This window comes from Nocardia sp. NRRL S-836 (assembly GCF_001279525.1).
GTDB lineage: Bacteria > Actinomycetota > Actinomycetes > Mycobacteriales > Pseudonocardiaceae > Lentzea.
The window spans coordinates 209,803-233,208 of sequence record NZ_LGDY01000001.1 but is presented as its reverse complement, the minus strand read 5'-3'; the positions used below and the strand labels follow the sequence as shown (position 1 = coordinate 233,208).

General features: G+C 71.2%; 28 protein-coding genes and 1 pseudogene. 14 read left to right on the top strand and 15 right to left on the bottom strand.

What is annotated here, in order from left to right; translation table 11 throughout:
• Position 1 precedes the first annotated feature (1 nt).
• The 5 genes from ADL03_RS01205 (at position 2) to ADL03_RS01185 (ending at position 3,732) form a co-directional block, all read left to right on the top strand.
• Positions 2 to 292 (top strand): hypothetical protein, encoded by a 291-nt coding sequence (locus ADL03_RS01205; protein WP_082372775.1) that lies wholly within the window; start codon positions 2 to 4, stop codon positions 290 to 292.
• Positions 293 to 402: 110 nt separating this feature from the next.
• The gene (locus ADL03_RS01200) at positions 403 to 678 is read left to right on the top strand and encodes a hypothetical protein (RefSeq protein WP_053731442.1); all 276 of its coding nucleotides are present in this window, start codon (positions 403 to 405) and stop codon (positions 676 to 678) included.
• Positions 675 to 2,018 carry an ABC transporter substrate-binding protein gene (locus tag ADL03_RS01195; protein WP_063798425.1) on the top strand — a complete coding sequence of 448 codons (1,344 nt, stop codon included), beginning with the start codon at positions 675 to 677 and terminating at the stop codon, positions 2,016 to 2,018. Before ADL03_RS01200 ends, ADL03_RS01195 begins: the two co-directional genes overlap by 4 nt.
• On the top strand, positions 2,018 to 2,914 hold the full coding sequence (locus tag ADL03_RS01190; RefSeq protein ID WP_053731441.1) for a carbohydrate ABC transporter permease: 897 nt from the start codon (positions 2,018 to 2,020) through the stop codon (positions 2,912 to 2,914). Before ADL03_RS01195 ends, ADL03_RS01190 begins: the two co-directional genes overlap by 1 nt.
• The gene (locus ADL03_RS01185) at positions 2,911 to 3,732 is read left to right on the top strand and encodes a carbohydrate ABC transporter permease (protein WP_053731440.1); all 822 of its coding nucleotides are present in this window, start codon (positions 2,911 to 2,913) and stop codon (positions 3,730 to 3,732) included. The genes ADL03_RS01190 and ADL03_RS01185 overlap by 4 nt, the downstream gene beginning before the upstream one ends.
• A gap of 1 nt (position 3,733) precedes the next feature.
• On the opposite strand, the gene ADL03_RS48015 is transcribed toward ADL03_RS01185, so the two are convergent.
• Both ADL03_RS48015 and ADL03_RS01180 read right to left on the bottom strand, forming a co-directional pair.
• On the bottom strand, positions 3,734 to 3,904 hold the full coding sequence (locus tag ADL03_RS48015; RefSeq protein WP_197287970.1) for a hypothetical protein: 171 nt from the start codon (positions 3,902 to 3,904) through the stop codon (positions 3,734 to 3,736).
• Positions 3,901 to 4,218, bottom strand: coding sequence for a hypothetical protein (locus ADL03_RS01180; protein WP_197287969.1), 318 nt, complete (start codon positions 4,216 to 4,218; stop codon positions 3,901 to 3,903). The genes ADL03_RS48015 and ADL03_RS01180 overlap by 4 nt, the downstream gene beginning before the upstream one ends.
• An 84-nt stretch (positions 4,219 to 4,302) precedes the next feature.
• On the opposite strand from ADL03_RS01180, the gene ADL03_RS01175 reads away from it, so the two are divergent.
• Positions 4,303 to 4,797, top strand: coding sequence for a DUF2231 domain-containing protein (locus ADL03_RS01175; RefSeq protein WP_053731438.1), 495 nt, complete (start codon positions 4,303 to 4,305; stop codon positions 4,795 to 4,797).
• On the opposite strand, the gene ADL03_RS01170 is transcribed toward ADL03_RS01175, so the two are convergent.
• Genes ADL03_RS01170 through ADL03_RS01155 form a run of 4 tightly spaced genes read right to left on the bottom strand, consistent with a single transcriptional unit; the run spans position 4,786 to position 8,555 of the window.
• A complete protein-coding gene (locus tag ADL03_RS01170) occupies positions 4,786 to 5,610 on the bottom strand; it encodes an SDR family oxidoreductase (RefSeq protein WP_053731437.1) in 825 nt (274 codons plus the stop codon). The genes ADL03_RS01175 and ADL03_RS01170 overlap by 12 nt on opposite strands.
• A 2-nt stretch (positions 5,611 to 5,612) precedes the next feature.
• Positions 5,613 to 6,650 (bottom strand): type III polyketide synthase, encoded by a 1,038-nt coding sequence (locus tag ADL03_RS01165; RefSeq protein ID WP_157527753.1) that lies wholly within the window; start codon positions 6,648 to 6,650, stop codon positions 5,613 to 5,615.
• Entirely contained in the window at positions 6,647 to 7,789 is a 1,143-nt protein-coding gene (locus ADL03_RS01160; protein ID WP_197287968.1) for an acyl-CoA dehydrogenase family protein, read from the bottom strand. Before ADL03_RS01160 ends, ADL03_RS01165 begins: the two co-directional genes overlap by 4 nt.
• Positions 7,767 to 8,555: a bifunctional 2-polyprenyl-6-hydroxyphenol methylase/3-demethylubiquinol 3-O-methyltransferase UbiG gene (locus tag ADL03_RS01155; protein ID WP_082372803.1), complete on the bottom strand. Its 789-nt coding sequence runs from the start codon at positions 8,553 to 8,555 to the stop codon at positions 7,767 to 7,769. The genes ADL03_RS01160 and ADL03_RS01155 overlap by 23 nt, the downstream gene beginning before the upstream one ends.
• On the opposite strand from ADL03_RS01155, the gene ADL03_RS01150 reads away from it, so the two are divergent.
• Complete coding sequence (locus tag ADL03_RS01150) at positions 8,520 to 9,359, top strand: UbiA family prenyltransferase (RefSeq protein WP_053731615.1); 840 nt, start codon at positions 8,520 to 8,522, stop codon at positions 9,357 to 9,359. The genes ADL03_RS01155 and ADL03_RS01150 overlap by 36 nt on opposite strands.
• Here ADL03_RS01150 and ADL03_RS01145 read toward each other — a convergent pair.
• Positions 9,352 to 9,594, bottom strand: coding sequence for a hypothetical protein (locus ADL03_RS01145; RefSeq protein ID WP_053731436.1), 243 nt, complete (start codon positions 9,592 to 9,594; stop codon positions 9,352 to 9,354). The genes ADL03_RS01150 and ADL03_RS01145 overlap by 8 nt on opposite strands.
• Before the next feature lie 132 nt (positions 9,595 to 9,726).
• Between ADL03_RS01145 and ADL03_RS01140 the strand changes: the two genes are divergently transcribed.
• Both ADL03_RS01140 and ADL03_RS01135 read left to right on the top strand, forming a co-directional pair.
• Positions 9,727 to 10,131: a hypothetical protein gene (locus ADL03_RS01140; RefSeq protein WP_157527750.1), complete on the top strand. Its 405-nt coding sequence runs from the start codon at positions 9,727 to 9,729 to the stop codon at positions 10,129 to 10,131.
• Entirely contained in the window at positions 10,128 to 11,297 is a 1,170-nt protein-coding gene (locus tag ADL03_RS01135) for a zinc-dependent alcohol dehydrogenase (protein ID WP_053731434.1), read from the top strand. Before ADL03_RS01140 ends, ADL03_RS01135 begins: the two co-directional genes overlap by 4 nt.
• 43 nt (positions 11,298 to 11,340) lie before the next feature.
• Here ADL03_RS01135 and ADL03_RS01130 read toward each other — a convergent pair whose 3' ends face one another.
• Positions 11,341 to 11,667 carry a hypothetical protein gene (locus ADL03_RS01130; protein WP_053731433.1) on the bottom strand — a complete coding sequence of 109 codons (327 nt, stop codon included), beginning with the start codon at positions 11,665 to 11,667 and terminating at the stop codon, positions 11,341 to 11,343.
• A gap of 92 nt (positions 11,668 to 11,759) precedes the next feature.
• Here ADL03_RS01130 and ADL03_RS01125 point away from each other — a divergent pair, with 92 nt between their 5' ends.
• The 3 genes from ADL03_RS01125 to ADL03_RS01115 all read left to right on the top strand — a co-directional run bounded on the left by ADL03_RS01125 (position 11,760) and on the right by ADL03_RS01115 (position 15,736).
• Positions 11,760 to 12,851, top strand: coding sequence for an amidohydrolase family protein (locus ADL03_RS01125; protein ID WP_053731432.1), 1,092 nt, complete (start codon positions 11,760 to 11,762; stop codon positions 12,849 to 12,851).
• 103 nt (positions 12,852 to 12,954) lie between these two features.
• On the top strand, positions 12,955 to 15,225 hold the full coding sequence (locus tag ADL03_RS01120; RefSeq protein ID WP_197287967.1) for a M28 family peptidase: 2,271 nt from the start codon (positions 12,955 to 12,957) through the stop codon (positions 15,223 to 15,225).
• A gap of 76 nt (positions 15,226 to 15,301) precedes the next feature.
• Positions 15,302 to 15,736 (top strand): GNAT family N-acetyltransferase, encoded by a 435-nt coding sequence (locus ADL03_RS01115; protein ID WP_053731614.1) that lies wholly within the window; start codon positions 15,302 to 15,304, stop codon positions 15,734 to 15,736.
• Positions 15,737 to 15,966: 230 nt separating this feature from the next.
• Here the strand turns inward: ADL03_RS01115 and ADL03_RS01110 are convergent, their stop codons facing one another.
• The 4 genes and pseudogenes from ADL03_RS01110 to ADL03_RS01095 all read right to left on the bottom strand — a co-directional run bounded on the left by ADL03_RS01110 (position 15,967) and on the right by ADL03_RS01095 (position 20,011).
• Positions 15,967 to 17,223: a sodium:proton antiporter gene (locus ADL03_RS01110; RefSeq protein WP_053731430.1), complete on the bottom strand. Its 1,257-nt coding sequence runs from the start codon at positions 17,221 to 17,223 to the stop codon at positions 15,967 to 15,969.
• Positions 17,224 to 17,329: 106 nt separating this feature from the next.
• A pseudogene (locus tag ADL03_RS01105) lies at positions 17,330 to 17,638 on the bottom strand (response regulator transcription factor); the annotation flags it as partial.
• A gap of 151 nt (positions 17,639 to 17,789) precedes the next feature.
• Positions 17,790 to 18,185, bottom strand: a complete 396-nt coding sequence (locus tag ADL03_RS01100; protein ID WP_082372774.1) for a DUF805 domain-containing protein — start codon at positions 18,183 to 18,185, stop codon at positions 17,790 to 17,792.
• A 1,151-nt stretch (positions 18,186 to 19,336) separates the two neighbouring features.
• The gene (locus ADL03_RS01095) at positions 19,337 to 20,011 is read right to left on the bottom strand and encodes a hypothetical protein (RefSeq protein ID WP_157527747.1); all 675 of its coding nucleotides are present in this window, start codon (positions 20,009 to 20,011) and stop codon (positions 19,337 to 19,339) included.
• A 14-nt stretch (positions 20,012 to 20,025) separates the two neighbouring features.
• Here ADL03_RS01095 and ADL03_RS01090 point away from each other — a divergent pair, with 14 nt between their 5' ends.
• Together ADL03_RS01090 and ADL03_RS01085 are read left to right on the top strand one after the other, a co-directional pair.
• Complete coding sequence (locus tag ADL03_RS01090; RefSeq protein ID WP_053731427.1) at positions 20,026 to 20,211, top strand: hypothetical protein; 186 nt, start codon at positions 20,026 to 20,028, stop codon at positions 20,209 to 20,211.
• A 3-nt stretch (positions 20,212 to 20,214) separates the two neighbouring features.
• Positions 20,215 to 20,631: a penicillin acylase family protein gene (locus ADL03_RS01085; protein ID WP_053731426.1), complete on the top strand. Its 417-nt coding sequence runs from the start codon at positions 20,215 to 20,217 to the stop codon at positions 20,629 to 20,631.
• 82 nt (positions 20,632 to 20,713) lie between these two features.
• Here the strand turns inward: ADL03_RS01085 and ADL03_RS01080 are convergent, their stop codons facing one another.
• The 3 genes from ADL03_RS01080 to ADL03_RS01070 are packed head-to-tail and all read right to left on the bottom strand — an operon-like array spanning position 20,714 to position 23,358.
• Positions 20,714 to 21,481 (bottom strand): DeoR/GlpR family DNA-binding transcription regulator, encoded by a 768-nt coding sequence (locus tag ADL03_RS01080; protein ID WP_053731425.1) that lies wholly within the window; start codon positions 21,479 to 21,481, stop codon positions 20,714 to 20,716.
• Between the two features lie 57 nt (positions 21,482 to 21,538).
• A complete protein-coding gene (locus ADL03_RS01075) occupies positions 21,539 to 22,321 on the bottom strand; it encodes a sugar phosphate isomerase/epimerase (RefSeq protein WP_053731424.1) in 783 nt (260 codons plus the stop codon).
• Positions 22,318 to 23,358, bottom strand: coding sequence for a Gfo/Idh/MocA family protein (locus ADL03_RS01070; protein ID WP_053731423.1), 1,041 nt, complete (start codon positions 23,356 to 23,358; stop codon positions 22,318 to 22,320). The genes ADL03_RS01075 and ADL03_RS01070 overlap by 4 nt, the downstream gene beginning before the upstream one ends.
• Between the last annotated feature and the right edge of the window lie 48 nt (positions 23,359 to 23,406).

Here is a 23,406-nt window from a genome sequence, read left to right as displayed (position 1 = left end):
CGTGCCCGCCACGCCCGCCGTGGCCGCGTCGAGCGGCTGGCGTGACGACGAGGGTGTGCGGATGCCCTCCGGTGACGTCCACGCGTGGTGGCCACACCAGAACCAGACGTTGTGCGGCCTCCCGTTGCACCGCGCCCGGCTCGACCGGTTCCCGCACGTGCTGTGGATCGACGCGGTGTGGATCCACGACACCGCCGCACCGGGCACGCCGGTGATCGCGTTGTGCCGGCGTTGCACCGCGGCGGTGCGGCCCAGGGCCCGCGGCCGACCGGGCAGGAGGCCCCGGCGCTGAGCACTCGGAGTATTTCGCGTGAAACGAGTTTCGCGTCCGGAGGCGGCGGGTAGTCGGGATCGGCGTCAAGCAGTCGGCGCCCCAGTCCCGACTGTCAGAAGGCGGCCACCGTGCAGCACAGCTCACTCGACCAGGCGATCTGCGACGCGCTGGTCCTCATCCGCGTGACCGGCGGCGCCGACCTGGTGCTGCAGGCCGAGCAGGCCCGCAAGTGCCTGGCGCACGCGATGATGGACGCGCCGGACGCGCCCCAGCAGGCGCTGGCCCAGGTCGCGGCCGCCGACGAGCACCTGGAGTACGGCGAGCTCATGGAGGCCCGCATGCTGCTGACCGCGGCGCGGGGCCACCTGCGCGGCCGTCGGGCAGTGGTCGCCGCTCGCGCATGAGGCGGGCGCGATTAGCCACGCGCAAGAAGCGGGCGTTCTCGGCGCTGCTGGTCGCCGTGTTCGCCGCGGGCTGCGGTGGCGTCGGCCCGAGCGTCGCCGACCGGCCCAACACCCTGGTCACCATGGGTTTCGGCTTACCGGACGAGCACGCCACCGCACGGGTCGCGGTGTTCAAGAGCCACCGTCCCGAGGTCGACCTGCGGATCAACGAGGGCGTGTTCGACGAGCAGCAGTTCCTCTCGTCGGTCGCGGCCGGTGACCCACCCGACCTCGTCTACGCGGACCGCCGCAAGCTCGGCGGGTACGCGGCCAGGGGAGCGGTGCAGGACCTCGGACCGTGCCTGGCACAACGGCACGTCGACCTGGCGGACTACCGGCAGGCGGCGGTGCGGCAGGTGACCTACGAGGGCACGGTCTACGGCGTGCCGGACTTCTTCACCGTCCGGGTGCTGATCCTCAACAACCCGGTGCTGCGCGCGAACGGCGTCGACCCGGCCCGGGTGTCCACAACGGACTGGAACGCGCTCGCCGAGGTCGCCGCGAAGCTCTCCCGCGTCGAGAACGGCCGGGTGGGGCGGATCGGGTTCGACCCGCGCGTGCCGGAGTTCGTCGCGATGTGGGCCAAGGCGAACGCCGTCGACCTCGTCGGCGACGAACCGCACCTCGACGACCCGCGCGTGGTCGAGGCGGTCCGCTACACCACCGATCTCGTGCGCGAGCAGGGCGGCTGGGCGGCGTTCAAGGCGTTCCGCGACACCTTCGACTCCTTCGGCGCGAACAACGAGCTCGTCACCGGCCAGGTCGCCGCGATGGCCATGGACTCCTGGTACGTCAACACGCTCGCCGCGAACTCGCCCGCCGTCGACGTCACCATCGCGCCCCTCACCGACCGCAGGGGCGACCCGCTCACCGAGGCGGGCGGGCAGGCGTGGGCGATCCCGAAGGGCTCCCGCCACCCCGAGCTGGCCTGCGAGTTCATCGCGACCATGACCGCGGCGGACACCTGGGTCACCGCCGCGAAGGCACGCCGTGACGCGCTCGCCAAGAAGGGCAAGCCCTACAGCGGAACGTTCACCGCCAACCGCGCCGCCGACGAGCGGATCTTCGCCGAGGCCTACGACCCGCGCGGCATCCGCGTCCTCGAACAGGGCGTGCAGGTGCTGCGGTCCTTGCAGGACAAGGCGTTCGCGTTGCCGCCGAGCCCCGCGGCCAGCGACCTCGTGCGGTCGTGGGAAGCCGCGGTCACGAGGGTGCTGCTCGGGCAGCAGCAGCCGGAGGAGTCGATGGCGCAGGCCCAGCGCGAGGCCGGCCGGGCACTGACCAGGGTCGGGGGCCGCTGATGGCGAGCACGCGGGAGGCACGCGCCGGCTGGTTGTTCGTGCTGCCGTGGGTCGCCGGGTTCCTGCTGCTCACCGCCGGACCCATGCTCTACAGCCTGTTCCTGTCGTTCACCCACTACGACCTGCTCAAACCGGCGCGGTTCACCGGCCTGTCGAACTACCGGGAGATCCTGGAGGACGAACGGGCCGCGACCGCGCTGTGGAACACCGTCTTCTTCACGCTGCTGCACGTGCCGCTGCAGATCGTGCTCGCGCTCGGGCTGGCCGCGCTGCTGCGCCGCGCCGGACGCTCCGCCGGGTTCTTCCGCACCGTGCTGTTCCTGCCGACCATGACACCGCCGGTCGCGCTCGCCGCGTTGTTCCTGCTGCTGCTCAACGGCCAGAACGGCGCCGTCAACGCGATGCTCGGCTGGTTCGGCTTCACCGGGCCGCAGTGGACGACCGACCCGGACTGGATCAAGCCCGGCCTGGTGCTGATGAGCCTGTGGACCGTCGGCACCACCGCCGTGCTCTACCTGGCGGCGCTGACCAGGGTGCCCGCGGAGCGCTACGAGGCGGCCCGGCTCGACGGTGCCTCGCCGTGGCGGCAGTTCTGGCACGTCACCCTGCCCGGCATCAGCGGCACGGTGTACTTCACGTTGATCGTCAACACCATCGCGTCGCTGCAGGTGTTCACCGAGGCGTACACGATGTTCTTCGGCGCCCGCCCGTCCTCTCCGGCGGAGGGCGACGCCGCGCTGTTCTACGTGATCTACCTGTTCCAGGAGGCGTTCGGCTCGCTGCGCATGGGTTACGCGTCGGCGCTGGCGTGGGTGCTGTTCCTGGTGATCGCGGCGATCACCGTGCTGCAGGTGCGGTTGTCGCGCGACTACGTGCACTACGAGGACCGGTCATGACCCGCCGCCTGCCGGTGGTGCTGGCGCTCGTCGCGGTCGGCGTGCTGTTCGCCTACCCGTTCTGGTGGCTGCTCAGCGCCTCGCTGAAGGACCGTTCACACGTCTTCGACAACGCCCTGCTGCCGTCGGTGTTCCGGCCGGAGAACTACACCGAGGTGTGGCGCGCCGTGCCGTTGCTCGCGTGGGTGGGCAACAGCGTCGCCGTCGGGTTCGCCGCGGCCGCCGCGGCGACGGTGTCGAGCGCGGTGGTGGCGTTCGGCTTCGCCCGCTTCCGGTTCCGCGGCCGCACCGCGCTGTTCGGGCTCGTGCTGGCCACGATGATGCTGCCCGCCGCCGTGACGATGGTGCCGGTCTACCTGGAGTGGCACGCGGTCGGCCTCGCGACGACGCAGGTCCCGCTGTGGGCGGGCAACCTCTTCGGCTCGGCGTTCTACGTGTTCCTGCTGCGCCAGTTCTTCCTCGGCCTGCCCGCCGAGGTGTTCGACGCGGCACGGGTCGACGGCGCCGGGCCGTGGCGGCAGTTCCGGTCCATCGCGCTGCCACTGGCCCGGCCGGGGTTGATCGTCGTGTTCGTGTTCGAGCTCAAGGCCGCCTGGACGGACCTGATCCGGCCGTTGATCTACCTGCGCGAACCCGAGCTGTACACGTTGCCGCGCGGCCTGAAGGCGGTGCTGGACCGGTTCGGGCAGGGCGGCGAGGCGCAGTGGGAGCTGGTGATGGCGGCGAGCGTCGTCGCCACCGTGCCGATGATCCTGCTGTTCCTGGTGGCCCAGCGCTACTTCGTGCGCGGCACCGTCACCCAAAGCATCGAGGAGTGAGTCACTGGTCCATGCCGCCCTCGTCGCGCGGCTCGGACTCGTCCGGACCGCGGTGCGGGCCGCCGGGGTTCTCGTCGGCGAAGGTGGGCCGGGTGTGCTCGCCGCCGATGTCGGCGTCCTCCAGCTCGCTCTCGGCGGTCACGGCGTCGGGCTCGGGCGCACGGCTCGTCAACGCCACTCCTCCTGCCAGTCGTGGTGCTCGTTGTACGCGGAGGCCACCAGCCGCAGCACGGCCTCGTCGTCGGTCTGCTCGACCTCGGTGCGCAGCAGGTCCGCCTTCTCGCGGAACGGCACGGTCGCGCGTTCCTCGGCCGCCTGCACCGGGCCGGGCAGCAGGAGCAGACCGGAACCGTCGTCCGAGCGCACGATGCGCAGCCGGCCGCGGCGCTCGGCGTCGTCGAGCATCGGCAGCTCCTCGTCGGCCGCGCGGCGCTCGTCCTCGTCGAGCCGGTCGAGCACGAACCGCCGCAGTTCGTCAGTGGTCACGCCAGAGTTGTTCATGACGGAGGGGTATCCGTTCCACGGCCGGGTACGCCTGGTGGGAGCAGCCGCTTCCGGAAGGAGCACCCCATGCGCAGTCGCGTCCGCGCCGCAGGCCACGCCGTCCACCCGATCCTGATCGTGTTCCCGTTGGGCCTGCTGACCACCGCGGTCGGCTTCGACGTGCTGTACCTGATCACCGACAGGGTGAGCTTCCAGTTCACCGCCGCCCACCTGATCGCCGCGGGCGTGCTGATGGGCGTGGTCACCGCCGCCACCGGCTGGCTCGACTGGTTCCTCGTGGTCCCGCGCGGTACTCGCGCTCGCCGGATCGGGCTGTTGCACGGCCTCTCCAACGGCGTCGTGCTGGTGGCGTTCGCGATCAGCTGGCTGTTGCGGCTGGCCGAGACCGACTGGCATCCGACCTGGCCGGCGCTGGTCGTGGCCTGGCTGGGCGTGCTCGCGGGCGGCCTCGGTGGCTGGCTGGGTGGTGAGCTGGTCGAACGGCTCGGCATCAGCGTCGAGGAGGACGCCCACCCCGACGCGCCCAGTTCGCTCAGCGGTGCGACCGCGTCAGGACGATAGCCGCCGGCCGTAGCGCCGTGCCGCCCGCACGATCGCCGTGGAGACGGGTGCGACCGCGACGTCGAGCACCCGGCTCACCGGTGCGAGCGCACCCAGTCGTGCGATCGCCCACCAGCGCGGCGCGGCCACGGTCCGTGATACCCGCGCGGTCAGGCACCGCTCGACCGCGCGGGCGACGTGCTCGGGATCGGAGCCCGCGGACAGGCGGCGCGGTGCCTGCGCCTCGCTGGGGCGGCCGTTCAGGTCGCGGGTGAGCCATTCGGTGCGGATGGGACCGGGGCAGACCGCGTGCACCCGCACGCCCTTCGGCACCTCCCGCCGCAGCCCGACGGCCAGCGCCAGCACGCCCGCCTTCGTGGCCGAGTACAGCGACAGCGGCGGAACAGGGACCCACGCACCGATCGAGGACATCATCACCACGTGCCCGCCACGGCTCACGAGGTGCGGCAGCACCAGTCTGGTCAGCTCGGCGACGGCCGTGAAGTTGACCGCGACGAGGCTCGTCACCTCGGCACCGCTCAGGCCGGCGAGCTTGTCCACCCGGCCCTGGCCCGCGTTGTTCACCAGTGCGTCGATCCGGCCGAACCGGTCGACGACCTCGCGCACGAGCCGCTCGCGGTCGGCCGGATCGGTGACGTCGCACCGCGTTCCCCAGGCGCCGGGCAGCTCGGCCAGCGCCGCGTCGAGCCGGTCCTGGTCGCGGCCGCAGATCGCGACGTGGGCACCGAGCCGGACGAGCCGGCGTGCGGTGACCCGGCCGATGCCCGCCGACCCGCCGGTGATGAGCACCACCTTGCCTGCAACGGATCGCATGGTCACCTCGCGCGCAACAACGTCGTGTACAGGGTCAGACCGGGCCCGAACGCCATCGCCACCACCGGGTCGCCCGGTCGCAGCGCGGTGTTCCGCAGCAGCTCGTCGAGCACCATGAGCACGGTCGGGGACGAGCAGTTGCCGTGGTCGCGCAGCACGTGCCGCGACGGGTCGAGCGCGTCCGGCGGCAGGTCGAGCTCGCGTTCCACGGTGTCGAGGATGCGCGGCCCGCCGGGGTGGACGGCCCAGCCGCGCACCTGCGGCACGGTGAGGCCGTGGTCGGCCAGCAGCCGCTCGACGGCGTTGCGGACGTGTTTGCCGAGCACGTCGGGCACCTGCGGCGAGAGGGTCATCCGGAACCCGTGGTCGGTCACCCGCCACGTCATGTGGTCGGCCGTGGCCGGATCGGTGACGGCACCGGTGCCGAGGACCTCGACCCGGCCTCCGCCCGGCCGCACGACGAGCGCGGTGGCGGCGTCACCGAACAACGCGTGCGTGACGATCTGCTGCATGTCCCTGGTGGGCGGCTGGACGTGCAGTGACGTGAGCTCCAGGCACAGCAGCACCGCGGGACGCCGGTGCACGGTCACGAAGTCCGCGACGCTGCCCAGCGCGGGCAAGGCGGCGTAACAGCCCATGTGCCCGATGACCAGCCGTTGCGCGTCCTGCGACAGCTCCAGCGACCTGGCCAGCTGCACGTCCAGTCCCGGTGCCGTGTACCCGGTGCACGACACGACGGTGAGCTGCCCGATATCGGCCGGGTCGAGGTCCGCCGCCCGCAGTGCGGACATGACGGCTTCGTGGCCCAGCTTCTGCGCGTTCTCGTCGTACAGGCGCATGCGCTCGCCGGTCGACCACGACGACACGTCCAGGTCCAGCGGGCTGACGACGGCGTGCCTGCGGTCCACCCCGGCGGCGGCGAAGATCCGCCCGGCGGCCCTGCTGCCGTCCAGCAGCGGGCCGAAGTGGTTCTCCCACAGGACGTCCTGCTCGATCACCGGGGGAAGCGCGGTGCCGATCGCGGCGATGTGCGCGGTCACCAGCGGGTCACCTCGTCGGGGTTGTCGCCCAGCGCGGCGGCGCCGAGCCAGTCGGCGCAGACGTCGGACGTGGCCGGTTGCAACGCACCGCAGCGCGCGTCGCGGTAGAGCCGTTCGAGGGGGTGCCCGCGCCGGGTCGCCGACGCGCCCGCGGCCTCCAGCACGGAGAAGGCCACCTCCGCCGCCGTGTCGCCGGCGATGAGCTTCGCGCGCCACACCCAGCGGTTGGTCTCCGGACTGCCGGGATCGTCGGTGACCTGCCGGGCCGCTCGCCGCACGACGAGTTCGGCCGCGGCGACCTGGACGTCGGCACGGCCCATCCGGGCGCGGACCATCGGAAGGGTGTGCAGCCCGCGTTCGGTCAGGTGCGCCGCGCCGTGCCGCAGCACGGACCGGGCGACACCGACGTAGACCGCGGCGTAGGAGGCGACCAGCCACTGCGGCATCACCTGGGCCAGCAGCAGTGCGGCGCCTTCGATGCCGCCCACGAGCGCGTCCTCGTCCACCTCGACGTCCAGGTCGAGGTCGTGGCTCGTGGTGGCGCGCATGCCCAGCGAGTCCCAGGTCGGCCGCACCCGCACACCGGGGCCGGCCGGGACGAGGAAGTAGGAGATCCTCGGTTCCCCGGACGTGGCGTCCCTGGCGGCGACGAGGTAGGCGTCCGCGTGGCCGGCGCCGGAGACGAACGTCTTCGCACCGGTGATCCGGAAGCCGGAACCGGTGCGTTCGTAGGCGGTCCGCACCTTCGACAGCCGGGAGCCGGCCTCGCGTTCGCTCATCGCGACCGCGTACAGGGCTCCCTCCGCCGCGGCGGCCAGCACGCGGTCGCGGGAGGCGAAGAAGCTCTCCGGGGCGCCGAACTGCCGCACGAGCTCGTCGGGCGTGTGCGCCAGCGCGCCGGTCACCGACGCGTGCATGTTGAAGATCAACGCCGTGGCGCCGGCTCCGCTGCCCAGCTGCACCGCCACGTCGGTGTAGTCGGCGAACGACGCGCCCGTGCCGCCGAGCCGGGGCGGCACCATCAGGCCGAGCAGGCCCGCGTCGCGCAGGTCGGCGAAGTCCTCCTCGGGGAACTCCCCGGCCGCGTCGTACTTCGACGCACGGCCGGACATGCGGTCAACGAGAGCGGGCAGGTCCACAGGTCATCCCCTTCTTGCGGCCGGCTCCCTGGAAGAGCACGGCCGTGGACGCGGTCGGCACCATGCGGACGGTCTGCCCGCGGCGCAGCGACCACGCGAGCAGGTCGGGCAGCGAGGGGCGGATACCCCGCAGTGCCAGGCGCACACCGTGCGCGGCGCACTCCCGCACCAGCCGGGCGCGGTCGACGAACAGCGCGGGGTCGTGCACCCCGCGCGGGGCGAGGCCGAGCCGTTCCGCCAGCTGGACCGCCACCAGGCGGCACACCGCCGTGTCGGCCAGCGTGTCCAGCACCAGCAGCCCGCCCGGACGCAGCAGCCGGCACGCCTCGGCGACCGCCGCGGACAGGTCGGTGACGTGTTCGAGGATCTCGCCGGCCACGACGACGTCGGCGCACCCGTCCGGCAACGGCACCGCGAGCACGTCACCGCGGATCGCCCGCACCCCACGTTCGCGGGCCTGGCGCAGGGCTTCCTGCGAGAAGTCGACGCCGATGTGGTGGTAGCCGCTGACGTGCGGAGCGAGCAGTCCCGCACCGCAGCCCAGGTCGACGAGGACCGCACCCGGCCGTGGCGGCGGGACCAGCTGGGCGCGTGCGGCCGCGAGCCAGTGCAGCATCACGAACGCGCCGCGCGGCCGCCACCACTGGTCGGCGAGCCGCTCGTAGAGTTCCGGGTCGTTCGGTTCAAGATCGTTCTGCGTGATCGCGGGCCGCTGGCAGACTGGCGAGCCATGGGCAGCCTCGAAGCTCTTGCGCGTTCCTGTCATCCGCTGCCCGCTCTCGCGGTCACCGTCGTGGCCACCGCGCTGGCCGCCGCCACCGGCAGGTCACCGGGCGGGATCGTGGCCGTCGCGGCCGCGGTGCTGGCCGGGCAGCTGTCCGTGGGCTGGCTCAACGACCTGCTCGACGCCGGCCGGGACGCGAGCGTCGGCCGTGCGGGCAAACCGGTCGCCGCCGGTGCCGTGTCGCGCAGGCTCGTGGCGGCCGCGACGGCGATCGCCGCGGTGGCGGCGGTCGGGTTGTCGTTGCTGTCCGGTGTGGACGCGACACTCCTGCACGTCGTGATGCTGGTGTCGGCCTGGGGGTACGACCTCGGGCTCAAGGCCACGGCGTTCTCCGTCGTGCCGTACGCGGTGTCGTTCGGGCTGCTGCCCGCGTTCGTCACCCTGGGCGGTCCTGGCGGGCATTGGCCGCCGTTGTGGCTGCTGGTGGCCGCCGCCGTGCTCGGCAGCGCCGCCCACTTCGCCAACGTCATCCCGGACCTGGCCGACGACGCGGCGACCGGTGTGCGCGGACTGCCGCACCGCATCGGCGGGGCCGCCAGCGCGGGAGTGGCATCCGCGCTGGCGGTGATCACCGGAGTGGTCCTCGCGGTCGGCCCGCCCGGCCCCGTCACGACGGCGGGGCTGGTGGCGGTGCCGTTGTCGGTGGTGATCCTCGTGCTCGGCAGGCTGCGCGGACGACGGGCCGGCTCGCGGGCGTACTTCACGGCCCTGCTCGCGGTAGCCGTCGTCGACGTGGCGCTGCTGGTCATCACCGGCGGTGTGGAACTGGGCGGCGCGGTCAGCTGACCGCGGGCCCCGAGTCACCCGAGCCCGACAGCTCCTTGATGAACTCGTGGCACTGCTTGGCGCGGGCGGAGTCCTCCTCCATCACACGGCGGAAGAAGTCGGCGATGTCCTGCCGCCCCGCGTTGTCCGCGTCACGGACGTACTGGCCGTAGTCGTGCCCCGCCTTGAGGGCGTGGTACTGCACGGAGATCAGGTCGTAGGTGACGTCGTCGAAACCGGTCTCACCCGTTGCCATCGGTACCTCCTGCGGTTGCTTGTCGGCAAGGGAGTCATACCCGCGAGGAACCGGTCAAACCCGGTTGATCCGCGCGTGTTTCGTGCGACCCCGGGTACTCACGGCACTCGTGCTCCGAGAGAGGCCGAAACCATGAAGACAGCAGGGAAAGCGCTACTCGCCGCGGGCGTGGCGACCGCCGCGGCGGTGGTCAGCCGCAAGTGGGCGTCGGGGGAGCAGCGGGAGCGTCCGCTGACCGTCACGGTCGACCGCGCGCCGACCGATGTGCAGTCGGAGCTGCCGGACCTGGTCGCGCGGTGGCGGGACCAGGCGGAGATCAGCATCCGCGCCGCGGCCGGTGACAAGGGGACCGAACTCGTGGCGACACCGAGGGGCGACGCGTCGCGGCCCGACTTACGCCTCGCGCTGCGGCGCGCGAAGTCCGTGCTGGAGGCCGGAGAGGTGGTCGAGCCCGACACCGCGCCGACGCACCCCGGCCCGATGGGCAAGGCACTGCAGATGGTGACGAGCAGGGCGAGGGGCGGTGGTCGGCTGTGAAGGCCCTGTGCTGGGAAGGGATCAACGACGTCCGCGTGCAGGACGTGCCGGACCCGCGGTTGTTGAACGACCAGGACATGATCCTCAAGGTGCGGCTGAGCACCGTGTGCGGCTCCGACCTGCACCTGCTGACCGGGCACATCCCGTTCATGCAGGCCGGTGACGTCATCGGCCACGAGTTCATGGGCGAGGTCGTCGAGGTCGGCTCCGGCGTCACGAAGCACCGGCCCGGCGACCGCGTCGTCGTGTGCTCGTTCATCGCCTGCGGCCGCTGCTGGTACTGCCGCAACGAGCTGTACTCGTTGTGCGACAACACCAACACCAACCCGGCGATCACCCAGGAGCTCTGGGGCGCCAACCCCGGCGGCATCTTCGGCTACTCCCACGCCATGGGCGGCTTCCGCGGCAGCCACGCCGAGTACGTGCGCGTGCCGTTCGCCGACCACACCGCCATCCCGATCCCCGAGGCCGTCGACGACATGAGCGCCCTGTTCACGTCGGACTCGGCGGCGACCGGCTGGATGGGCGCCGACCTCGGCGGCGTGAAACCCGGTGACGTCGTGGCGGTGTGGGGGTGCGGCGCCGTCGGCCAGATGGCGGCCCGCGCGGCACAGCTGCTCGGCGCGGAACGGGTGCTGGTGATCGACCGGTTCGACTACCGGCTGCGCCAGGCGGAACAGACCTTCGGCGTCGAGACGATCAACTACGAGAACACCTCCGTTGGCGACGCTCTCCTCGAAGCCACCGGCGGGCGCGGGCCGGACGTGTGCATCGAGGCCGTCGGCTGCGAGGCGCATTCGCCTGGGCCGCAACACGTCTACGACCAGGTGAAGAGCAAGCTGCGGCTGGAGACCGACCGCCCGATCGCCGTGCGCGAGGCGATCTACCACTGCCGCAAGGGCGGATCGGTGTTCGTGCTGGGCGTGTTCACCGGGTTCGTGGACAAGTTCCCGTTGGGCGCCATGATGAACAAGGGCCTGACCGTGCGCGGCGCACAGCAGCACGGCCAGCGCTACATCCCGGCGCTGCTGGACCGCATCGCCTCCGGTGAGCTCGTCACCGACCACCTCGCGACGCACGTGATGCCGCTCAGCGAGGGCGCACGCGGGTACGACATCTTCAAGAAGAAGGAAGACGGCTGCGTGCGGTCGGTCTTCCAGCCCTAGCCGGCCGGGCGGGTGCGGTGCACGACCACCGCACCCGCGCCGCTCAGCGTCCGCGTCCCGGAGTCTGCTCGTACACGCCGTGCCGCAGCGGGGTGTTGCCGTCCGGCGAGTGCTCCGGGGACACCGCCTGCTCTCCGGGCGAGCTGCTGACCGGGGGAGTGTTGCGCTGGTCGCCGCCGGACGGTTCGGCTCCTTCCGCGAGCTGCCGGAGCCGTTCGTCGATGATCTCCAGCACCGGTGTGCGGTGGCCGTGCGCCTCCTCGTGCTCGCGCACCTGCCGCAGTTCCTGCTCGTCCAGCGACCGGATGCGGTGCAACAGGTCGCCGAGCGTCAGCTGGTCGTAGCCGGGAATCGGGAGTTGTTCGGTCATGTGCGTCGGCTACCCGGCGCAATCCGGTGAAAGCGGCGGTGGTTTGCTCACGATCCCATCGGGAATTCGGCGGTCGACGAAGGTGAGGGTCCATGTACGCCGATGACCTGGTGCGGCCGTGGTGGGAAGCGCTCGGCGTGAAAACCCCGCTGTTCGACGTGCACACGCACGTCGGCACGAACGACCCGAGCGGTTTCTCGGCCACCTTCGACCAGCTCCGCGCCGCGTTGTCCGAGGTGGACGCGTCCGCCGCGGTGTTCCCGCTGACCGAGCCCGAGGGCTACCGGGCCGCCAACGACGCGATGCTCGCCGCCGCGGGCCCGCAGCTGGTCCCGTTCTGCCGGGTGGCGCCCGGCGACGACGCGGCAGGGGAGGCACGCCGCTGCGTCGCCGCCGGTGCGCGGGGGATCAAGCTGCACCCGGCCAGCGACCGGTTCGACCTCGACGACGACCGCCTGCACGACGTGTTCGGGCTGGCCCACGAGCTGCACCTGCCCGTCGTGGTGCACGCCGGTCCGGAGATCGAGCCGTTCGGCGCCACGCTGCTCGCGGTGCTGCGCCGGTTCCCCGGCGCGCGGTTCGTGCTGGCGCACGCCGGGCTCACCGACCTGGCCTGGTTGTCCGGGCACCCGGTGGACAACCTGTACTTCGACACGTCGTGGTGGAGTCCCACCGACCTGGTCATCGCGCTCGCGACGATGCCACCCGGACGGGTGTTGTTCGGCAGCGACGTGCCCTACTCGACGGTGTTGTGGGGCGCGCACGCGGCCGCCCGGTGCGCCCGGTACGTCGGGCTGGACCCGGTGCAGGTCGCGGGCGTGCTGGGCGGCAACGCCCTGCGGCTCGTCGAACGGCTGGAGCCCGCCGACCTCGGCCCCGCGCCCGGTCGCGTGCCGGTGCTGGACCCGCTGCTGGAACGCGCGTACGTCTACCTCGCGGCGGGCGTGGAGGCCACCAAACGGGGTGAGTCGCCCGGTCAGACGCTGGACCTGGCGCGGCACTCCTGCGGTGTCCGGCCGGACCACCCGGACCGCGCGGTCTTCGACTCGGTGCGCGAGCTGCTCGACCGCTACGAGAAGCACGCGCCGCACCTGACGACCGGCAACGAGTACGCGCCCGGCTGGGACCTGATCGCCGCCGCCGCACTGGTCGCCCGCACCCCCGGCACCGCGCTGCCGGGGTGAACCGCCGCAACAACCCTCCGAACGACCCGATGCCGTCCGGCCCCGTCGGAGCTACCTTCGCCTCACCCTGCGATCCACAAGATCCCTGCGAAGGAGCTCCACCGTGCGTAGAAGACCCCTGCTCTCCGCGGCACTGGCAACAGTGGTCACCGCGGCGATGCTCGTCCCCGGTTCCGCCGCCGCCCAGGCGGGCTGCTCCGGCACCAACGACGGTGACGTCGCCATCGGCGACAACACCACCGTCGAGTCGCCCATCACGATCACCGACTGCCCCTCGGCCCCGTCGGCCACCAGCACGGTGCCGGTGAAGATCGTGCACACCTACATCGGTGACCTCGCGGTCACCCTGGTCGCCCCGGACGGCTCCACCTACCCCCTGCACAACCGCACCGGCGGCTCCGCCGACAACATCGACCAGACCTACACCGTCGACCTGTCGGGCGAGACGTCGAACGGCACGTGGAAGCTGCGGGTCAACGACAACGCGGCCAACGACGTGGGCCGGATCGACGCGTGGTCGCTGAACCTCGGCGGCTCCACCCCGGCGAACGACTTCTCCGTCGCCGTGTCACCGGCCTCCGGTTCCGTGGCGGCGGGCTCGTCGGCCACCACGACCGTGCAGACCCAGACCACCGCCGGGCAGGCGCAGACCGTCGCCCTCACCGCGACCGGTCTGCCCGCGGGCGCCACGGCGTCGTTCAGCCCGTCCTCCGTCACCACCGGCACGAACGCCACGCTGACGATCAGCACCACGGCGTCGACCTCGTCGGGCACCTACCCGGTCACCGTCCGGGCCGCGGGCGGCACGACCAAGACGGCCACCTACACGCTGACCGTGACCGGCGGCTCCGGCCCGCAGATCCCCGACATCGACGTCGCGGCGGTCAAGCAGCACCTGACCCAGTTCGCCACCATCGCCTCGCAGAACGGCGGCAACCGGCGGTCCACCACGGCCGGCTACCGCGCGTCGGTGGCGTACGTGAAGGACAAGCTCAGCGCGGCCGGCTTCACCGTGTCGGAGCAGGCCTGCACCTCCGGCTGCGCCACCGGCGCCGGCCCGAACGTGGTCGCCGAGTGGCCGGGCGGCAACGCGAGCAACGTCTACATGTTCGGCGCCCACCTGGACTCCGTGTCCGCGGGCCCCGGCATCAACGACAACGGCTCCGGCTCCGCGTCGTTGCTGGAAACCGCGCTCGTGCTCGCCCGCACCAACCCGACGATGCTGAACAAGGTCCGGTTCGCCTGGTGGACCGACGAGGAGCAGGGCCTCAACGGCTCGCGCTTCTACGTCTCGCAGCTGCCGTCCACCGAGCGATCGAAGATCAAGACCTACCACAACTTCGACATGATCGGCTCGACCAACGGCGGCTACTTCATCAACAACATCACCTCCGCCCAGTCGGTGCACATGAAGGCCTACTGGGACTCGCTGGGCCTGCAGCCGGAGGAGAACACCGAGGGCCGCAACCGGTCCGACGACGCGTCGTTCACCAACGCGGGCATCCCGGCCTCCGGGTACGCGATGGGCGCCAGCGCGACCAAGACGTCGGCCCAGGCGGCGAAGTGGGGCGGCACGGCGGGCCGTGCGTACGACCCGTGCTACCACTCCTCCTGCGACACCACGGCCAACATCAGCGACACGCACCTCAACCGCGCGATCGACGGCATCGCCTACACCCTGTGGAAGTCCGCGGTCGGCAGCAGCACGCCGGGCGCGGACTTCTCCGTGGCCGTGTCACCCACGTCCGGCTCGGTGGCGGCGGGCTCGTCGGTCTCGGCCACCGTCGCGACCCAGACGGTGAGCGGTAACGCGCAGACCGTGCAGCTGTCGGCCTCCGGCCTGCCGTCGGGCGCGACGGCGTCGTTCAGCCCGGCGTCGGTCAGCACCGGCGGCAGCTCGACGTTGACGATCAACACCACGGCGTCGGTCGCGGCCGGCACCTACCCGGTCACGATCACCGCGGCGGGCTCGGTGTCCCGCACCGCCACCTACACCCTGACCGTCACCGGCGGCGGTGGTGGCAGCTGCTCCGGCACCAACACCGGCGACGTCGCCATCCCCGACGCGGGCGCCGCCGTCGACAGCGACGTGGTGATCTCGGGCTGCTCGGCGACGCCGTCCGCGACCGCCGCGGTGGCCGTGCGGATCGTCCACCCGTACATCGGCGACCTGACGGTGTCCCTGATCGCACCGGACGGCACGGCGTACTCGCTGCACAACCGCAGCGGCGGCAGTGCGGACAACATCGACCGCACGTTCACGGTCGACCTGTCCGGTGAGGCGGCGAACGGCACGTGGAAGCTCCGCGTGCAGGACGTGGCATCGTCCGACGTCGGCACGCTCGACACGTGGTCGCTGAACCTGACCCCGTAGCCCGGTGAGTGGCCTCTCAGAACTCAGTTGAACTGGGCCTTCTGAGAGGCCACTTGGGTCAGGAATGATCGTCTTCATGACGACTACGCACACCGTGGCCGAACTGGACGACGAGAACACCGCCCTGGCGTTCGAGGCGATGCGGGAGCTCCGGCCGCACCTCAGCTCGGCGGACGAGTTCGTGGCGGCCATGCGGACCCAGCGCGAGGAGGGCTACCGGCTCGTCGCCTCGTTCGACGCGGACGGGAAGGTCGCCGCGGTGGCCGGGTTCCGGCCCATGACGAACCTCTACGTCGGCTACCACCTCTACATCGACGACCTCAGCACCCTGCCGTCCGCGCGCAGGCAGGGCCACGGGGGAGCGTTGCTGCGCTGGGTCGACGAGGAGGCGCGCCGGCTCGGCTGCGGGCAGGTGCACCTGGACTCGGGCACGCACCGGCACGACGCCCACCGCCGGTACCTGTCGCACGGCTACGTCATCCCGGCGTTCCACTTCAGCAAGCCGGTGTAGCTCGGGCGAACCCACCGCCACAGCTGGATCTGCGCGTCCGGCACGCCGGAAAGGCGGCCAGCTCAAGCCTTTCCCAAATGAGATGCGCGCCACTCGTACGGTCCCTAACCTCGGTACATGAAACTGCTGCTGTGGTTCGCGCTGGCGTGCATCTGCGCGCTCAGCGGTGACCACGCGCTCGCGGCCGTCACCATGATGCTGCTCGTGGCCTGCGCGACCGACCGCGCTCGTCACTGACCCCGGTTCCGCGCTGGCCGGGAAAGCGCCCTGGCGCCCAGGCCGTGGAGCAGGACACTGCCCAGCACGCACACCACCGTGATGACCAGGATCGTGTCGGCGGCGTTGCCCTCGGGCAGCTTGTTGAACGCCAGCAGTCCGAACACGATCGTGGTCGTCCCCCGTGGACCGAGCGCGCCCACGAGCAGGCGTTCACGGCCGGGCAGCCGGGACCCGGCCAGCGACAGCGCCACGGGCACCAACCGCACCACCGTGAGCACCGCGAGGCAGAACAGCAGCACCTGCCACGAGATGCCCAGGTAGAACGTCAGCACGGCGGCGATGCCGACGACGAACCACATCGTCATCGTCAGCAGCCCCGTGACGTCCTCCAGCAGGTGCAGGTCCGCGTCGAGCACGTCGGCGCGGACGTCCGCGCGGTCGGCGACGCCCGCGCGGACCCGCCGCGCCTTGAGCAGCCGGTGCACGTACCGGAAGGCGATGCCGCAGACGAACGACGCGACGAAGCCGTTGCCGTCGATCGCGACGGTCGCGGTGAAGGCGAGCAACGGCGCCAGCAGCACCGCGACCCGCCCGGACTGCGGGGTCACCCACCCCGCCCGATGAGCGCGGTCCATCAGCCACCCGAGCAGCAGGCCGATCACCACGCCCGCCACGACGGCCTTGACCGCGAACGGCAGCACCGTCGCCAGCGCCTGCAGCGGGCTGCGCTCCTGGGAGTGGTCGCCGGCCAGGATCAGCGCGAAGAGGAACAGCGGCGAGACGATGCCGTCGTTGTAGCCGCTCTCGACGTTCAGCGTGCTGCGCACCCGCACCGACAACGCCGGGTCGCGCACGACCCGTTCGGCGGCGGCGAAGTCGGTCGGCACGGTCACGCACGCGATCAGCAGCAGCACCGCCCACGACAGCGTGGGGAACAGCAGCCAGCCCAGCACCGCGGCCAGGCCGAGGCTGACGGGCATCGCCACGAGCAGCACCCGCGCCACGACACCGGGGTAGGCACCCCACAGCCGGCCCGCCCGCACCTCGGTGGCGTCGACGAACAGCAGCACCGCCAGGATGATCTCGGCCGTGTGCTGGACCGCCTCGGTGTTCAGCACGGCGGCGATGGAGTCCTCGTTGGACAACCCGACCGCGACACCGGCCAGCACCATGACGATCGGCGCACCGAGGTTCCAGCGGTCCAGCCGTGACGCCGCCAGCGACCGGACGACCATCGCGAACGCGGCGGCGAGCAACAACGAGTTCATGCCGACATCCTCGCGCAGATGTCCACACAGGACCGAAACGGGCGGGACCGGCGTGGCGGCGATCATGTCGGACCAATTAACCCGATAACTTCAGTGTTGACTGAAATCAAGCTTCTGAACCAGGTGCGACCAATCCGGTCTCGTACGCCAGAACAACGGCCTGGGCGCGGTCGCGCAGCTCCAGCTTCGCGAAGATCCGCGCCACGTGCGTCTTCACCGTCGCCTCGCTGAGGGTGAGGTCGCCGGCGATCTCGGAGTTGGACCGGCCCTGCCTGACGAGCGTCAGCACCTCGCGTTCGCGTGGCGTCAGCGCGGCCAGGTCGCGGTGCACGGCCGGAGCTCCGGCCTGCGCGGTACCGGAGGCGAACCGTTCGACGAGCCTGCGGGTGATCGACGGCGCGAGCAGGGCGTCACCTGTGGTGCGCGGCTGCTGTGGTGTCCGTATCAGCGCCGGAACCGCTCGTCACCGTTTCGGCCGGCCTCCCGCCGCACGACGTCCCACCTCGCGAGCGCGGCTTCCCCGACCTCCGGCGGAAGACCGCGGACCGGCTTTCCCGTTCGTCTGTCTACTCAGGACTCGGGTGATCGGCGTTGGTGTCCACGGGGTGTGCGAGGTGGTCAAACCGGTTCGGATGGGGCTGGGCGGGTTCGGTCATCACCAGGAACAGCCAGAAGCCGCCGATGAGGGGCAGGAACACGATCAACACCCACGCGCCGCTGCGGCCGGTGTCGTGCAGGCGCCGGATCATGGCCGAGAACAGCGAGAACCACACCAGCATGATCGAGACGCCGCCGATGCTCGCGACCACGCCGGATTCGAATGCGTCGAAGGTGAACGCCAGCCCGAGCACCACCGCCCAGCAGAACAGGACGTAGAACCAGTACTCACTGCGGCCAGCGCGGCCGCGCCAGGAGAACGTGCGGGTGATGCCGTTGGTCACTGCGGTGGTAATTCCGGTCATGGTGCTGTCTTACCGAAGTGCCGCGGGACGGATCCTGTGTTGGCATCATCCGGACAAGGCGGTGTTCTCCTGCGCCGGCCGAGTACGGGCGATCCCGAGTGCATCGGACCGGTCCGGGCGAGCAGGGCCTGTTGAAGTCGGCTGCGGTCCAAGCCGGCAAGTTCGGTGTTGAGCGTGCGCCAGTGCTCCGCCTGCTCTGCGCTGGAGGCAAGGCGACGATCGAAGGTCGGCTCGTGGTCCAAGTCGGGCAGTTCGGCGATCGCCAGGGGAGACTCAGTCGTCGAGGCAGCGTCCATTGGGAAGTAGGCCTCCGATGAACCCGCCGCCAGCTCCGCCTGGCAGTTCGATGATGTGACCGACGATGCACGTCTCTGCGCCGGCTTGTGCTGCGTACAGCAGGCTTCCGACGGGCGCTGGGTCGTTGGGGCGCGCGATTCTGACCGCGCTACCTGGAAATCCCTCTTTGCTGAGGCTGTGACGCGCTGACTCCGCGTCGGCGTCGGTAGGGGGACGCTTGGCGGTCGGGCGGGAACACCGCGCGGTCGCTGTCGGCAGGCAGCTGGTACCTCTGGACATCGCACGCCGGACATCATTATGGGCCTGTTCTGCTGCCGCACGTTGCTCGGGAGACGGTGGACGTCGGCGTACCACGTTCTCGGCGACGCGTTCGCAGTAGCCGTCGTCGTGGACAGCCGTCTGCGCGCAGGAGACCGAGGCGCTTCCGTCGTTGCTCGTGGCGTCGGGCCTGCGGTGTGAGTGAATCGACCAGACCAAGCATCCAGCGGCCAGAGCCGCGGCTGTGCAGGCAGCAACGATGATCATCGTACGTCGCTGAGTCGTGCCCGTCGAATTCATGTCAACTCCAGCCTCCATTCGTGAGATTGCCGCATTCCGGCGCGGGACGCCACCAGTCCGTGCACGTGCGTAGTCAATGCGATGAGACGCAAAATCGAACTTTGGTCCTGCGACGTAGCCGATTTCAACGCTCGCGCCGGACACAGGCGGTCAACCGCCGACGTGGCGCTCGATGTGCTCGGTCTGACGATCATCTACTCACAACGCGAAGCGGTGCGGCCGTGCACTAACCGGATTGATGAGTCAGCGCACGGCCGCACCCATTCTCATACCGCATCGCCATTGATCCAGTCAGCTCAGTGCGTACGCTGCGCAAGCTCTTCCATGCCGTATAGATATGGCAACCCTTCACGCTCAGCTCGATAGGAAACGGTTCTGTAGATGTCTGCGGCGGTAGCCGAGTCGACCGAGCGCAGCTCATCGAGGTCACGGACCTGCTGCTGAAATTGGGTTGTCAACCGCTCCCAGGGAACCACCTCGCCTGCCGTTTCCTCGGCCCACAGGGAGTCGACTTCCAAGGCGCTCATCGCAGCCTGGAAGCGTTCGTCGAATGACGAGGTCTTCCATCCGTTCAGGGCGGCCGTCACAGCAGTGATCACCTCCACTGCGACTGCTTCCGGGAGATTGGGTTCCGCTCGCCTGTTGATCTTGGAGAGGTCGGACTCCAAACCCGCCAGAGCAGCGTCGACAACTGGCTTGACCTTCTCGGGAGTCAAGCCTCCTTTTCTCCGGAGCAACCGAGCGATGGCCACGAGCGCGTCGTGCGCCGGACCATGCCCCCGAACAGTCTTGTTCATCTCGGTGTACACCTGGTAGACGGGGAGCACGCGGTGCACTGCGGCCAGCGTGAACGCGGTGAGCCCGCTGTTGTCAAGCTCGCTGCACCCTCTTCTGATCACGTTGATCTCACCGGTCGAAAGCACCGATAATCCTTTCTCATAACTCTGATCGAGTTCACCGATCGGAAGCAACGAACATCCTAGGTGTGGTCACGCTGTGCCAGGCCAACCCGAGCCTGCCCGCGAGCGACGGCCGGGTGGTCGACGTGCGTGCCGCCTGCTCGGTGCTGCAGGCCTGGTCCGGCACCGGTGGCACCGGGGAACGCAGCCGGGGTGCGTTGCTGTGGCGTGCGTTCGTCGAGCGGAGCCGGCGACCGGGCACCGTGCTGTGACGGGTGTCGTTCGACCCGGCCGACCCCGCGCACACGCCCTGCGACCTCAACGCCGACGACCCCGGCGTGCGGCGGGCCTTCGCCGACACCGTCACCGCCTTCGCCGCGGCGGGCCTGCCGGTGGACGTGCCGCTCGACGCCGTCCAGCGCTACGAGGGCATCCCGATCCACGGCTGCCGCGGCCCGGAGGGCCGCTTCAACGTCATGTCGGTGCAGGGCACACCGCGGCCGCTGGAGCAGTTCACCGGCATCCCGCACGGGTCGAGCTTCGTCATGGCGGTCGAGCTCACCGCCAACGGCCCGCGGATGCGGTCGAACCTGGTCTACGGCCAGTCCGCGAACCGGTCCTCGCCGCACCACACCGACCAGGCGCAGCTCTACGCGCAACGAATGGGTCACTGCGGCGTTCATCGAGCGTGAGATCGTCCGCGACCCGGCACTCATCGTCCGGCACCTGCGCTGAGCGGGCCGTGGCCTCGGCGTGCGCGCGCCGAGGCCACGGTCAGACGACCTTCAGCTCCACCCCGTGGTCGGCGCAGATCGCCCGGACGTCGTCGTACACGGCCTCGGTGACCACCACGTCGATCCGGTCGAGCGGGCAGACCGTGACGAAGTCCTGCACCCCGAACTTGCTGCTGTCCAACGCGAGCACGACGCGCCGCGCCCGTTCCACCACCGCCTGCTTCACCTGCGCCTCGGCCACGTCCGCGACCGACACGCCCTCCTCGGTGAAGCCGCTCGCGCTGATGAACGCGGTGTTCACGGTGAAGCGGCTGAGCGTCTCGACCGCCACCGGGCCGACCACCGTGCCGCCCAGGGCCCGCACCGAACCGCCGAGCAGCGTGTGCCGCACCTTCGGCTTGTCCGCCAGCGCCGACGCGACGCCCAGCGCGTTCGTCAGCACGTTCACGTGCACCTGGTCGAGCTGGTCGGCGATGCGCTGCACGGTCGTGCCGCTGTCGAGGAAGATCGAGTCGCCGGGCCCGATCTCCTGCAGGCACGCCTTGGCGATCATGTCCTTCGCCGCGCCGTGCAGGTCGCTGCGCGCGTCGATGGTCCGCTCGACCTGGGAGTGGGTCGCGATCGCGCCGCCGTGGGTGCGCCGCACCAGCCGCTGCTCCTCCAGTGCGCTGAGGTCCTTGCGGATGGTCGGTTCCGACACCTTCAGCAGCGTCACCAGCTCGGCGATCCTGACCCGCCCCTGCGCGTTGACCATCGCGAGGATCTTCTGCTGCCGTTCCTCTGCGAACACGGGTTGCTCGGCGGACATGCCCGCGACGCTAGCAGGTTGTTTCGGCCGCAACGAAGCACTCGCCGCAGGGCGGTGTCACCGCGTGGCGACGAGATGGGCGCGCACCGCGGCGGCGTCGTGCTCGGCGACGTCCTGGACGATCACCGGCACCGCGGGCAGCCGGTCGAGCAGCCGCAGCACGAGGTCGCGGTCGAGCGTCCCGAGATCCTTGACGTGCGTGGACACCACGCGCGGGCCGAGCAGGTCGATGGCCTCGGTGAGCACCTGCCGCTGGTCGGCGCCGGGGTGCAGGAGGTTCGCGGGGTCGAACACGATGCCGGCGGGTGCGTCGTCGCCCAGCTCCGCCAGCAGCCGGGCGGCGGCGGCCGCGTCGCGCACGACGTTGCCCGCCTCCGGTTCGACGCCGAGCACGACCCCGGCCGCGTCCGCCGCGCTCAGCAACGGGTCGAGCGTCGCCCGCAGGTCACGCCACGCCCGTGCGCTGCCGTTGGCGGGGTGGGCGCGCCACATGTTCGTGCGGTCACGGGTGCCGGTGCACAGGGTCACGACATCGGCGCCGAGCAGGGGAGCGAGCCCGATCAGCCGCACCGCCCGGTGCACGTCGTGCGGGCCGGGCTCGATCGCGTTGAACGTCGCCGACACGCTCGGGATCCGCAGCCCCTCGGCGTCGAACGCCGCGCGCACGGCCACGAACACCGCATCGTCCACTCCGGACGCCAGGGTCGGCAGCCCGATCGCCGCGAAGTTCCAGTGGGCGAGCGGGTACCCGGCGGCCTTGACCGCTGCGGCCACCTCCACGGGCCGTTGCCGCACGAAGGTCTTGGCGAAGATGCCCAGGCGCGCGGCGAACCCGCTCACAGCACGACCTCGGCGCCCGTCGCGGCCGACCGCTCCACCGCCGCGATGAGCCGCACGGCCGCGAGCCCGTCGGTCACGTCCGGGGTCACCGGCAGGTCGTGCCGCACCGCGCGTGCGAACGCCTCCAGCTGCCGCTCGTAGGCGTCGGTGTCGGCGAAGACGGGAACCGTGGCCGCGCCGTCGGCCGCGCTGTAGGCCCGCACGTCCGAGGCCCGCCGGAAGAACGGGAAGTGCGTGCGCACCGCCACCTGCCCGCCCGCGCCGAACACCTCGATCCCCTCGGCACCGTCACCGGCGACGTCGACGGCGATCGTGGCGGTGCCGACCGCACCGGACGCGAGCGTGAGCAGCGCGCTCCAGGTGTGGTCGCGGCCGAAGCCGCGGTGCGCCGCCGTCACCGCCCGCACGTCACCCAGCAGGTGCCGCACGGTGTCGAACACGTGCGCGCCGTGCGTCGCGAGCAGGTAGCGCTCGCGGTCGGCCTTGACCGCGCTCTCGGCGCGCCGGCGCTCGTCGTCGGCGAAGACCTTCGGGAACAACGTCGCCTCGACGCCGGGCCGGAGGTCGCCGATGCGGTACCAGGCGTGGAACGACCGCACCTCGCCGAGCCGTTCGCCGACGAACCGGCAGGCGTACTCGAGGCCCGGGTCGTGCCGTTTCATGGCGCCGACCTGCAGCTTGAGCCCGGTCTCCCGGACCCGCGCGACCAGCTGCTCGCACTCCTTCACGGTGGTGGCCAGCGGTTTCTCCACGAGCACGTGCTTGCCCGCGGCCAGCGCGGCGCCGGCGAGGTCGAGGTGGAACCGGTCCGGTGCCGCGACCAGCACGGCCTCCACCCGCGGATCGGCGAGCAGGGCGGCCGGGTCGGTGTGGACGGTGCCGACGTCGTGGCGGCGGGCCACCGCGGCGGCCACGGTCGCGTCGGGATCGCACACCGCCACCAGGTCGACGCCCTCCGCCTTCTCCGCCGCGGGCAGGTGCGCGACCTGGGCGATCCGGCCGCAGCCGATCAGCCCCAGCCGTACCGGGCTTGTCACGGTTCTTCTTCCCATCCTTTCGCCTCACCCAGCCGTGATAAAACGAAA

What these genes read in the sequence shown, in the direction of transcription:
- ADL03_RS01175 (WP_053731438.1), top strand. Translation starts at nt 4,303, where the DNA reads ATGCGCAGTCGCGTCCGCGCCGCAGGCCACGCCGTCCACCCGATCCTG.
- ADL03_RS01170 (WP_053731437.1), bottom strand. Translation starts at nt 5,610, where the DNA reads ATGCGATCCGTTGCAGGCAAGGTGGTGCTCATCACCGGCGGGTCGGCG.
- ADL03_RS01145 (WP_053731436.1), bottom strand. Translation starts at nt 9,594, where the DNA reads ATGGCAACGGGTGAGACCGGTTTCGACGACGTCACCTACGACCTGATC.
- ADL03_RS01190 (WP_053731441.1), top strand. Translation starts at nt 2,018, where the DNA reads ATGGCGAGCACGCGGGAGGCACGCGCCGGCTGGTTGTTCGTGCTGCCG.
- ADL03_RS01125 (WP_053731432.1), top strand. Translation starts at nt 11,760, where the DNA reads ATGTACGCCGATGACCTGGTGCGGCCGTGGTGGGAAGCGCTCGGCGTG.
- ADL03_RS01195 (WP_063798425.1), top strand. Translation starts at nt 675, where the DNA reads ATGAGGCGGGCGCGATTAGCCACGCGCAAGAAGCGGGCGTTCTCGGCG.
- ADL03_RS01140 (WP_157527750.1), top strand. Translation starts at nt 9,727, where the DNA reads ATGAAGACAGCAGGGAAAGCGCTACTCGCCGCGGGCGTGGCGACCGCC.
- ADL03_RS01080 (WP_053731425.1), bottom strand. Translation starts at nt 21,481, where the DNA reads ATGTCCGCCGAGCAACCCGTGTTCGCAGAGGAACGGCAGCAGAAGATC.
- ADL03_RS01115 (WP_053731614.1), top strand. Translation starts at nt 15,302, where the DNA reads ATGACGACTACGCACACCGTGGCCGAACTGGACGACGAGAACACCGCC.
- ADL03_RS01155 (WP_082372803.1), bottom strand. Translation starts at nt 8,555, where the DNA reads ATGACAGGAACGCGCAAGAGCTTCGAGGCTGCCCATGGCTCGCCAGTC.
- ADL03_RS01100 (WP_082372774.1), bottom strand. Translation starts at nt 18,185, where the DNA reads ATGACCGGAATTACCACCGCAGTGACCAACGGCATCACCCGCACGTTC.
- ADL03_RS01110 (WP_053731430.1), bottom strand. Translation starts at nt 17,223, where the DNA reads ATGAACTCGTTGTTGCTCGCCGCCGCGTTCGCGATGGTCGTCCGGTCG.
- ADL03_RS01150 (WP_053731615.1), top strand. Translation starts at nt 8,520, where the DNA reads ATGGGCAGCCTCGAAGCTCTTGCGCGTTCCTGTCATCCGCTGCCCGCT.
- ADL03_RS01185 (WP_053731440.1), top strand. Translation starts at nt 2,911, where the DNA reads ATGACCCGCCGCCTGCCGGTGGTGCTGGCGCTCGTCGCGGTCGGCGTG.
- ADL03_RS01130 (WP_053731433.1), bottom strand. Translation starts at nt 11,667, where the DNA reads ATGACCGAACAACTCCCGATTCCCGGCTACGACCAGCTGACGCTCGGC.